Source organism: Nonomuraea zeae, assembly GCF_005889725.1.
In the GTDB taxonomy this organism is placed as follows: domain Bacteria; phylum Actinomycetota; class Actinomycetes; order Streptosporangiales; family Streptosporangiaceae; genus Nonomuraea; species Nonomuraea zeae.
Genome location: NZ_VCKX01000364.1, coordinates 1 through 11,186, shown reverse-complemented (window position 1 = coordinate 11,186; position 11,186 = coordinate 1). Strand labels below are relative to the sequence as shown.

At 72.1% G+C, this 11,186-nt stretch carries 7 protein-coding genes; 3 read left to right on the top strand and 4 right to left on the bottom strand.

The window, feature by feature from the left end:
- Nucleotides 1-600 precede the first annotated feature (600 nt).
- Both ETD85_RS54725 and ETD85_RS54720 read left to right on the top strand, forming a co-directional pair.
- Nucleotides 601-6,723 (top strand): RHS repeat-associated core domain-containing protein, encoded by a 6,123-nt coding sequence (locus ETD85_RS54725; protein ID WP_206059488.1) that lies wholly within the window; start codon nt 601-603, stop codon nt 6,721-6,723.
- Between the two features lie 2 nt (nt 6,724-6,725).
- A complete protein-coding gene (locus ETD85_RS54720) occupies nt 6,726-7,118 on the top strand; it encodes a hypothetical protein (RefSeq protein ID WP_138697769.1) in 393 nt (130 codons plus the stop codon).
- Between the two features lie 113 nt (nt 7,119-7,231).
- Here the strand turns inward: ETD85_RS54720 and ETD85_RS54715 are convergent, their stop codons facing one another.
- Nucleotides 7,232-8,497 carry a sensor histidine kinase gene (locus ETD85_RS54715; RefSeq protein ID WP_138697768.1) on the bottom strand — a complete coding sequence of 422 codons (1,266 nt, stop codon included), beginning with the start codon at nt 8,495-8,497 and terminating at the stop codon, nt 7,232-7,234.
- Nucleotides 8,494-9,171 carry a response regulator transcription factor gene (locus tag ETD85_RS54710; RefSeq protein ID WP_138697767.1) on the bottom strand — a complete coding sequence of 226 codons (678 nt, stop codon included), beginning with the start codon at nt 9,169-9,171 and terminating at the stop codon, nt 8,494-8,496. The genes ETD85_RS54715 and ETD85_RS54710 overlap by 4 nt, the downstream gene beginning before the upstream one ends.
- 93 nt (nt 9,172-9,264) lie before the next feature.
- Here ETD85_RS54710 and ETD85_RS54705 point away from each other — a divergent pair, with 93 nt between their 5' ends.
- Nucleotides 9,265-9,684 (top strand): hypothetical protein, encoded by a 420-nt coding sequence (locus ETD85_RS54705; RefSeq protein WP_138697766.1) that lies wholly within the window; start codon nt 9,265-9,267, stop codon nt 9,682-9,684.
- 15 nt (nt 9,685-9,699) lie between these two features.
- Here the strand turns inward: ETD85_RS54705 and ETD85_RS54700 are convergent, their stop codons facing one another.
- Together ETD85_RS54700 and ETD85_RS64020 are read right to left on the bottom strand one after the other, a co-directional pair.
- Nucleotides 9,700-10,038, bottom strand: coding sequence for a GNAT family N-acetyltransferase (locus tag ETD85_RS54700; protein WP_138697765.1), 339 nt, complete (start codon nt 10,036-10,038; stop codon nt 9,700-9,702).
- Nucleotides 10,039-10,071: 33 nt separating this feature from the next.
- Nucleotides 10,072-11,186 (bottom strand): hypothetical protein (locus ETD85_RS64020; RefSeq protein WP_206059487.1); only part of this gene is annotated, 1,115 nt, incomplete at its 5' end.

Genomic DNA, 11,186 nt, shown 5'->3' with positions numbered 1-11,186 from the left:
GGCGACAGGGTGGAGGTGGCGGCGAGGGCGGCGCCACCGCCCGCGACCAGCGCGACGACCCCGGCACCGACAACGATGAACTTCTTCGTGATCTGCATGACTCCACAAAACCGCGATCTTCGATAACCGCGCGCTAAGCGATGGTTAAGGACGCCACCCCGTAGGGACCGGCGCCCGTGCAGATCTTTACGCCCGCACTATCCCGCCCGGCGTACGACGGTGAGGACGGCCGCCGCCCGGCCATATCGCTTTTCCATAACACCGTGATATGGGGCCCAATAAGGCCGGGGCCTGTCTTCGCTGATCAGAAGGATTTCGGCGGTGCCCGGCGACCGAATCCGCGAAACGGTGGAACAATCGCTTTCTGGAACGGTTCACGAAACGTCTCACCAGCTCGCGGCGTCATCGCGGCGGTGTCCCGCCTCCCGTTCAGGACCGTGTACGGAGTGTCACGCGCGCGAAACCGCCTTGTCGTGATCGTTGTGAGCTGATTTCCTTCGAAATTGCACTCGGATAGTCGGAGATTTCGCCTTCGGTCCCTCCACGGGGGAGGTTCGTGCAATGCCCGCCAAGAGGCAATTTCGTCGTGCCCGAATTAGGGTGCTGTTACTGGTCGCCACGTTAACGGCGTCGTTCCTGGCGCCCGTCGACGTGGCCGCCGCCCAGGCCGATCCACCTGTCCCGCAAGTCACGCAGGGCGGCGCGCCCGCGGCCCGGCCCATGCCCGCGGGGGTCCGCCCGGACGCGGCGCTGAGCCCGGACAAGCGCCCGCCGGTGGTGCCGCCGGGCACCAAGGCCGGCGGCAAGCCGGTCAAGATCGAGGAGCGGCGGTGGTCGCCGCTGGCCAGGCAGGCCGCCGCGACCACCGCCGCCGCCATCGGAGCCACGGACGGCCGGGCCGCCGCGCCCGCAGTCGTCGAGGACGGGTTCAGCGGGCTGTCGCTGCGGCCCGGGTTCGCGCTCGGCGACACCTCGCTGGTGCTGTACTTCGGCGCCGGGCAGGTGGACCCGTCGTGGACGGGCGCCCGGGTGCGCCTGTACGAGAGGGACTCGCCCACCGAGCAGGCGTCGGTGCTCGTGCCCCGCGCCGAACTGGAGCAGGCCAAACTGACCTGCGGCGGCGCCGGAGACTTCTGCCGCTCCTTCGGCACCTCCGACGGCTGGGCGCTGGAGACGGGCAAGGAGTATTTCGTCACCGCCGCCGCCGTCTACGACGACGGCAGGGAGGTCGTGTCCGGGGCCTCGGACGTGGCCGGGCCGCGCCAGACGATCGACCCGCCGCCGGTGCCCGACGAGCAGGCCGCCGGGTGCGGGTGCGGCAACGCGCTGGCGCTGACGTCGGCCGGGCAGGCCCAGCGGGCGCTCGGGGTCAACACCGGCACCGGCGCGTACGTGCGTACCGAGCAGGACTTCGCGATGACCTCGTTCGGGCCGCAGTTCGTCACCGCGCGCTCGTACTCGTCGATGAACCGCGGACCGAGCCCGTTCGGGCCGGGGTGGGCGTGGTCGTACGACATGCGGGTCAGCGAGCAGGACGGCGTCGCGACGGTGCGGGCCGAGGACGGCGCGCAGGCCAGGTACACCGCGCAGGACGGCGGCGCGTACCGGCGCCCGCCCGGCGTGCGCAGCACGCTGCGCAGGACCGATGGCGGCTGGGTGCTGACCACGCCCAGGCAGGTGCGCTACGTCTTCGACGCCCAGGGGCGGCTGACCGCCGTCCGCAACGCCCGCGACGTAGGCGTCACGCTCGCCTACGAGAGCCCCGGCGTGAAGATCACTGACGCCTCGGGCCGGGTCGTCCAGGTGCGCGTCGAGGGCGGCCTGATCCGCGAGATCAGCCTGCCCGACGGCCGCAACGTGAACTACTTCTACACCGGCGGCCTGCTGACGTCGGTCCTGGACGCGCGGGGCTTCCCGTGGAAGTACGCCTACCACGCCAACAGGCTGCTGGCCCAGGTGATCGACCCGCACCGGGTGGCGATCATCTCCAACACCTACGCCGCCGACGGCCGGATGGCCGCGCAGAAGGACGGTCTCGGCAAGCAGACCACGTTCGCGTGGGACGCCGCCAAGCAGGAGGCCACCACCACCGACCCCGACGGGGTGGTCATCTGGGACGGCTACCGCGGCAACACGCTGGTCTACTCCCAGCGCGGCACCGGGGACTCCGACAACCACCGCTACGACCGTGATCTCAACAGGGACCTGGTGGTCAACGGCAGCCAGCACCAGCACGAGGCCACGTTCGACGCCAACGGCAACCGCATCGAGACCAGGGCGCCGCGGCCGCTGGGGTTCTCGGAGAAGGTCAAGTTCGACGCGAACAACAACCCGACCGAGCACACCGACGCCAACGGGCAGGTGTGGAAGGACACCTACAACGAGTTCAACGAGCTCGTGCGCAGCGTGGACCCGGAGAACCACGACGTCACCTACGAGTACGACGCCCGCGGCCTGCTGATCTCCACCAAGGACCAGCGCGGCAAGGTCACCCGCTTCGAGCACTTCCCCCAGGGCGGCCCCAACGCCGGCCTGCTCAAGGCGACGGTGTCCCCGCTCGGGCGGCGGGCCGAGTCGGCGTACGACCTCACGGGCCGCGAGATCGCCACGATCGACCCGCGCGGCACCGTGGCGGGCGGCAACCGCGCCGCCTACACGACCAGGTACGGCTACGACGCCCAGGACCGGCTGCTCAGCACGCTGGAGCCGGGCAAGTTCGGGGCCTGGCGCAGCGGCTACGACGAGACGGGGCGGCTCGTCCGCAAGCAGACGCCCACCGGGCAGACGACGACCTACTCCTACTTCGCCAACGGCCTGCTGAAGACCGTCGACGACGAGCGGCGTACCAGCGCCTACACCTACACCGAGGCCGGCCGCCAGGCCACCTCGCAGGAGCTGCTCAGGACCCGAGCGCCGATCGTCACCTCCTACACCTATGACGGCAAGGGCCTGCTCAAGACCGTCGTCTCGCCGCTCGGCAACGAGCCGGGCGCGAACAAGGCCGACTACACCACCACCTACTTCTACGACGCCAACGACAACCCGGTCCGCGTGCGGCACCCGTACCCGGGCGGCGGGTTCGTCGACCGCGACATCAAGGTGGACCCGCTCGACCGCACCACCGCCAAGACCGACGAGCTCGGCAAGCAGTCCTCGTTCACGCACGACAACGCCGGGCAGCTCAGGGCCGCCAAGGACAACCTCGGCAGGGAGACGCGCGCGGCCTACGACAAGGCCGGCCGGCAGACCGAGATCACCGACGCGGGCGGCAAGACCACCAGGACCGAGTACGACGAGGCCGGCAACCGGATCAAGGAGATCGCCGCCACCGGCGGCATCACCACCTGGGCCTACGACGACGACGGCCTGCTGACCAAGGTCACCGACCCGCGCGGCAACGTCGAGGGCGCCGACCCGGACGCCTACACCACCCGCTACGAGTACGACCAGGCGGGCAACCAGGTCAAGTCGATCGACCCGCTGGGCAACGCCACGACGATCGCCTACGACGCGAGCAACCGGGTCTCGGCCGTCACCGACCCGCTGGGCCGGACCACGCGCCAGTCGTTCCGCGAGGACGACCTGCTGGCGACCGTGCACACGCCGGACACCCCGTACAACCCGCTCGACCCCACGGCCCGCTCCACCGTCTACAACTACGCGGCGGACGGGATGCTGGAGTCGGTCCGCGACCCCATGGGCCGCTACACGCGGATGGCCTACGACGACGCGGGCCGCCTGATCACCAGGGCCGACCCGCTGGCCCGCCGGGTCGAGATCACCTACGACGCGGAGAGCAACCCGTTGACGGCGATCGCCGTCAACGCACTCGAGTGGCTGTCGCCGGAGGAGCGCGCCAAGCGCACGGTCACCAGCACGTACGACATCCTCAGCCGGCGTACCAAGACCACGCTCGGCTCGCAGGGCCCGGCCTACACCTTCGCCTACGACGCCAAGGACCGCACCACCGCCTACGGCGACCCGACCGGCGTGCGCGAGGTCAAGTACGACGACGAGGACCAGATCGAGCTCGTCACCCGCAAGACGGCCGGGCAGGCGGAGGAGAAGTTCACCTACGGCTACGACGCGCGCGGCAACGTCACCTCGCGGGTCTACCCCGACGGCACCAAGGTGGAGATCGGCTACGACGACGACAGCCGGGTCACCTCGCACACCGTGGGGGAGACCGAATGGCGGTTCGGGTACGACCCGGCCGGCCGGCGGACGAGCACGACGCTGCCGACCGGCGGGCTGACCGAGAAGCGCGCCTACGACCGGGCGGGCCGCCTGACCGGCGTGCGCACCGCGGCCGGCGAGGCGGCCCCGGTGTCGGCCTACGACCTGACGCTGGACCAGGTCGGCAACCCGACCAAGGTCGTCACCACCAGGGGCGAGCGCACGGAGTCGGTCGCCTACGACTACGACGACGTCAACCGGGTGACCTCGGCCTGCTACTCGGCCACGAGCTGCGCGCACGGCAGCGAGATGGCCGGGCGCATCGACTACACCTACGACCTGATGGGCAACCGCCTCAGCCAGAAGCGGACCGGCTCGGCGGGCAACGACCTCACCACCTACCTCTACGACCCCGCCGACCAGCTCCAGCGCGAGACCGTGGTCAAGCCGGGCGGCATCACCTCGAAGGACTTCGCCTACGACGTCAACGGCAACCAGATCCGCGCAGGAGCCGACAGGTTCACCTACAACCTCGACAGCACGCTCGCCGCGGCGACCGTGAACGGCAGGGCCACGTCCTTCACCTACGACGCCACCGGCCTGCGGCTGAGCGCCACCGGCCCCGCCGGCACGCAGCGGTGGAGCTGGGACACCAACGGCACGCTGCCGCAGATCGCCCTCGACACCACCACCGACGCCTCCGGCGCCACGGTGGACCGGCGTAAGTTCGCCTACGGCCCGGACGACGAGCCGCTCGCCATGATCCTCGGCGACGGCGCGCACGCCTACACGCACGACTGGCTCGGCGGCGTGGCCAACATGCTCTCGCCGACCGGCCAGGTCGAGGCGGGCTACGACTACGACCCGTTCGGCAACCCCCGCACCGGCACCACGCTCACCACGCCATCGCCCGCGGGGAAGACCCCGCAGGCGCAGGCCGAGGCCGAGGCGGCGCCGTCGAACCCGTTGCGCTTCACCGGCGCCTACCAGGACGACACCACCGGCGACGGCAACTACTACCTGCGCGAACGCAACTACAACCCGGGCACGGGCCGCTTCACCAGCACCGACCCGATGCCCATCGGCGTGGGCGCGACCTCCGCCTACACCTACGCGGCCAACAACCCGCTGGTCTTCACCGACCCCACGGGCGAGATGCCCGACGCGGGGGGCACGGGCGGCGGCGAGACGGCCCCCGGGCAGGAGGCCGAGCCGGGCCCGAGCCCCGAGGACGTCGCCAAGGCCCAGCAACTGCAGAACAAGAGCATCCTGGACGTGATCCTGGAGGCCGGCGGCCAGATCCTCATGGAGATCCTGGGCGTCAACGACATCATCAACTGCCTCCAGGGCGACCTCGGCGCGTGCGTCTCCGCCGTCGTCGGCGCGCTGCCGTGGGGCAAGATCTTCAAGGCGCCGAAGATCATCGGCGCCATCTGGAAGGCCGGCAAGGCGGTCATCGCCTTCTTCCAGGAGCTGAAGTGGGCCAAGGCCATCCTGCGCGGGGCCGAACGCGCGGCCGAGGCGGCCAAGGCGGCGGCGGCCAAGGCCGCCAAGGCAGCGGCGGAGAAGGCGGCCGCGGCCAAGGCGGCGGCCGAGGCCCAGGCCAAGAAGCTGGCGGCCGAGGCGGCGGAGCGGGCCAGGGCCCTGGCGGCCAAGGCCAAGGCGAAGACCAAGACGCCACAGTCGTCGGCCAAGCCGAAGGTCGAGGCGGGCGACGCCTGCCCCACCCGCAACAGCTTCGCCGCCGGGACGCTCGTCCTGATGGCGGACGGCACGACCAGGCCGATCGAGGACGTGCGGCTCGGCGAGGAGGTCGTGGCCACCGACCCGGAGACGGGGGAGACCGCCGCCAAGCCCGTCGTGCAGCAGATCCTCGGCGAGGGTGAGAAGCACCTGGTCAAGGTCTCCCTGGAGTCCGGCGGCCACCTGGTGGCCACGGACGGGCACCCGTTCTGGGTCGAGTCGGAGCACGCGTGGCTCGACGCGGAGGACCTCGCGCCGGGGATGTGGCTGCGCACCAGCGCGGGGACGTTCGTCCAGGTCAAGGCGGTCCAGAAGTGGACGGCCCGGGAACGGGTCCACAACTTCACGATCGCCGACATCCACACCTACTACGTGGTCGCCGAGGCGACGCCCGTACTCGTCCACAACTGCGGATGGGGCGAGCTGCGCGCGTACCGGGCCCGGCAGAACATGCCGGCCGCGGGCAGCGCGGACGACGTCTTCACCGCGGCCCGTCTTAAGATAGACGGCCAGGTCTTCTTCGGCAGGAACGCGCACGGGCGCAACATCGACATCCGCGTCAACGCGCAGACCAAGACCCACGCCGAGGCGGACGTCTTCCAGCAGGCGAAGAACGCCGGAGCGAAGGGCAAGGTGGCGGTCCTGCACGTCGATCGCGACTTCTGCCGATCGTGCGGCGCGACGGGCGGAGTCGGATCGCTGATGCGCGGGCTGGGCGTCGAGGAGCTGCTCGTGCACACCCCGTCCGGAATCTTCACCATCAATGCGACACGAAGACCATCGATTCCCATACCGCTGGGGTAACTGTGATCACGCTGGCAGGAGACGACAGGACCGGCTCGAAGACCGACGACTGGGAGGTGGACGATCCCGGCATGGAGCGCATCGCCGCATCGATCGGCCGGCTCGACGGCCGCCGGTTCACGGAGGTGTCGGTGACGGACGACGAGCCGTTCAGGTACGTCTCGGTCGCCGGCGGCCCGGAGCTCTTCCTGGTCACCGGCGAATCGGCCGACGGCGAGATCCTGCAGCTCAAGGCGCCCGGCGCCGGCGGCGGGCAGGTCACGCTGGTGTGCGGCGGGCAGCTCGGGGAGTTCGAGCGGTCCGACCTGGTCACCAGGGACGCCGCGGTGGCCGCGGTCGCCGAGTTCCTCGCCGGCTTCCCCGGCGGGCCAGGACCGGCCTGGTCCGCCGAATGACCCGCGGCGGCCCGGGGAGCACGCGCTCCCCGGGCCGCCGTCCGCTCGCGCGGCCCGCCCGGCCGGGTCCCGGCCGGGCGAGGCTCAGCCGGAGGGTCCCCGCCGGGCGCGGCTCACCCGGCCGGGTCCCGGTCGTCCGCCGCGGGGGCGGTCAGGGCCACTTCCACGCGGGCGCCGCCGCCCGGGGGCCGGGAGACGGCCAGGTGGCCGCCGCAGGACTCCGCGGTACGCCGGGCGATGTCGAGGCCCAGCCCGGTGGAGCCGCCCGCGCTGTTCCCCCGTTCCAGCAACGCGGGCTCGAAGCCGGGTCCCGAGTCCTCCACCGCCAGCAGCGCCCCCTCGGGACGCGGCGCGAGGCGTACGGACATGGCCGCCCCTTCGGGGGTGTGCGCGAAGACGTTGCCGAGCAGCGCGTCCACGCAGGCCGCCAGCTCCTGGGCCCCCACCGCGACCGGCAGCGGGGCGGCCGGCAGCGAGATCGCCACCTCCCGTCCCTGGTCCTCGGCCAGCACCGACCAGAAGCGCACCCGCTCGCGCACCACCGCCGCCGCGTCGCACGAGTCGCGCCCGGCCGAGCGGCGCCGGGCCTCGGTGATGACCGCGCTCACCGCCCGCTCAAGCGCGTCCACGCGGGCCTGCAGCCGCGCCGCCTCCTCGGGGTCCCGCAGCGACTCCGCGTCCAGCCTGAGGCCCGTCAGCGGCGTACGGAGCCGGTGTGACAGGTCGGCCACCGACTCCCGCTCGGCCACCAGCAGCTCGTCGATCCGCCCGGCGAGCTGGTTGAGCGCCAGCGCCACCGAGCGCACCTCGGGAGGCCCGCCGGGCTCCGCCCGGGCGCTCAGATCGCCTCCCGCGAGCCGGTGCGAGACCCGCGCGAGCCCGTCCACCGGCCGCGTCACGGCCAGCGCCAGCCGGTCGGCCAGCACGATCCCGAGCACCACCAGCGCGAGCCCGAGCAGCAGCAGCGCCAGCCACGCCGCGTGCACGCCCCGCATCAGCTCCGCGTCCGGCACGAGCACCCTGATCACCGCCGTGCCGTCGGGCGACTGCGCCGAAACGAGCACCTCCCTGCCCCCGTCGGTCTCGGCGGTGACGCTGCGGCCCGTCGCGGCCAGGCGCACCGCGTCAGAACGGCCGGCCGGGACGCCCACCGTGCCCCCGCCGGGCAGGAACACCGTCACGGGCCGCGCCACCTGCTCCACGGCCAGCTCCAGGTCGGGCGTGCCCACCGCGACCGCGACTGACTCGGCGGCGGCGGTGGCCCGGCTCATCGCGCCGTTCTCGGCCACGGCGCGGATCAGCAGCGCCATCGGCACCAGCAGCGCGATCAGGACGAGGGACGTCGTCGCCGCGACGAGCAGCGCCAGCCACCGCCTCATGACGGCTCGACGAGCTTGACGCCCACGCCGCGCACCGTGTGCAGGTACCGGGGCTCCGACGCGGTCTCGCCGAGCTTCCTGCGCAGCCACGACAGGTGCACGTCCACGGTCTTGTCGGCGCCGCCGTACGGGAGCTGCCACACCTCGGTCAGCAGCTCGCGCTTGGTGACGACCTCGCCGGGCCGCGCGGCGAGGTAGTGCAGCACGTCGAACTCCCGCGGCGTCAGATCCAGCGCCACGTCGTCGAGCGTGGCCGTGCGCGCCCGCGGGTCCACCCGCAGCGCACCCACCGCCAGCGGCTCGGGCGCCGACCCGACCGCCCGCCGCAGCACGGCCCGCACCCGGGCGTCGAGCTGCGCGGCGCTGTACGGCTTGACCACGTAGTCGTCGGCGCCCGCGTCCAGCACCGGCACCATCTCGGCGTCGCCGTCGCGGGCGGTCGCCACGATGACCGGCACCCGGCTGACCGCGCGCAGCATCCGCAGCAGCTCCACCCCGTCGAGGTCGGGCAGCCCGAGGTCGAGCACGATCAGGTCGGGCCGGTCCTGCACGGCCAGGCGCAGCCCGTCCAGCGCCGTCGGGGAGGAGGAGACGGCATGGCCGAGCTCCCGCAGCCCGCGGCTGAGCGCGGTGCGAATCGCCACGTCGTCCTCGATGAGCAGGATGTCAGCCATATCAAGAAACGTAGACGCTTCCCGGCCCTGCCTTGAGCAGCCTTAGCGTCGCCTTAACCTGGCGTTAGCCGGACAGGGGGGAAGCTGGGCGCGATGAAGAGACTCATGCTCGCCTGGGTCGTCACCGCCGTAGCCGCCACCGGCGCGGCCGTGGCGGTGCTCGGCCTGCTCGGAAACGGCCTCACCGGCACCAGCAGCCACGTGCTCAGCGAGGGCGAGGTGCGCGCGGCCCTGGCCACCGCGACCACGCGCGCGGCCGCCACGCCGGGCGCCCGGCCGTCCCCGGCGGCGCAGGGCAAGCTGATCCGCAGCGCGGGCGGCACCGTGATCGCCTCCTGCGACGGCGACCAGGTCACGCTGCGCTCGTGGAGCCCCGCCCAGGGCTACTCGGTGGACGGCGTCGAGCCCGGACCGGCCCTTGAGACCAAGGTCGAGTTCGAGCCGGACGAGGGCGAGGAGATCGAGCTGACGATCGTCTGCTCGGGCGGCCGCCCCGTCGTCCGGGGGCACTGATCACCGCCCGCCGGGTCACGACGGCCGGGCCACGTACGCCGTCTTGGCGTCGGCCGAGAAGCCGCAGGCCAGGTAGAAGGCGTGGGTGGCGGGCCTGCGCGAGCCGGTCATCAGCATCGCCTTGTAGCAGCCCGCGTCCCAGGCGGCCTGGAGCGTGCCGGCCATGATCTGCCGGCCCAGGCCCGCGCCGCGCTGGGACTCCTCGACGACGACGTTCTCGATCACGGCGTAGGGCGACGCCGACCGGGTGAGGTTGGGGATCACGTTGAGATAGGTCGTGGCGACGACGGGCTGCAGCTGCCGGTAGAGGCGCATGATCTGCTCGAAGTCGCCGGGACGGGCCTCGCGGAACATGCCAGAATCGTAGCCACCCACGCGCGGAGGAGGTCAGGAGACCTCGGCGCTGAGCGCGGACTTGGTCAGCTCGGCCTGCTGCCGGATCTGGCCCATCACGATGGGGTTGACCCCCTTGGCGGCGAAGGTGGCGACCATCTGGTCCATGACCGCGTTCGCCCGCTCCAGATCGCCCTGCCGCGCCTCGGCCCTGGCCAGGCGGCGCATCACCAGGTTGAGCGTGATGTTGTCGAGACCGGGGTCCCGGGCGACCTGCGTGAGCTGCTCGATGCCCTGCTTGGGGTCCGGCGGCCGGACGCGCAGCCGCTTGCCCGCCGTCAGCGCCTTGAACTCCCGCTCGGCGTTCAGCCCCTTGACCAGGCGGGCGTACGTGGCCAGCGGGTGCGCGCCGTACCTGTCGATCACCTCGTCCAGCGCCTCGTTCCCCGAGCGCAGCGTGGGGGAGTCGGAGCCCTGCAGCGAGAACAGCTTGCCCTGCTCCTCGCCCAGCATGAGCTCGGCCACCAGGTGGTCGTCGCGGCTGACCGGCAGGCGCACCTTGACCGGGCAGGCAGGGGAGACGATGCGGGAGCCGTCGGCCGCGATGTACTGGGCGCGCACCTGGTATTCGCCGGGCTGCTGGAAGTAGTGGCCGTCGCGGCCGTGCCCGACGTACGCGCTGCGGTACATGGCCGGGTTGCCCGCGTCCAGCTGGATCTGCGGCGAGGAGTCCACGCAGTGGCGCATCATCGGCTGGTACAGCACGGTCCTGCCGCCCGGCTGCGTGATCGACACCTGGGTGAACTCCGTGTCCGGATGCAGGTGGCCGTGCGTCACGCGGGGCTCGCCGGTGTATGACAGCTTGAACTCGATCACGACGGGCTCGCCCAGCTCGTACGACTCCTTGGCGCGCAGTTCGAGCCGCAGCCCCGAGAGGTCCTCGACGGGCTGCTCGAAGGGCGCGATCTCGGCGGCCCCGGTGCCGAACGCGTTCGCGCCCATGGCCACGTCACGGAAGAAGCCGTGCCGCAGGTGCACCAGCTCGGGGTCGGTGAACTGGAACGGGAACGCCGCCCAGTAGCCCGGCTCGCCGCCCGGCCGGTAGTTCTGCACGTAGTTCATCCACGACAGGTCGCCGAAGCCGCCGTCGGGGCCGAGGGGCTGGGGCG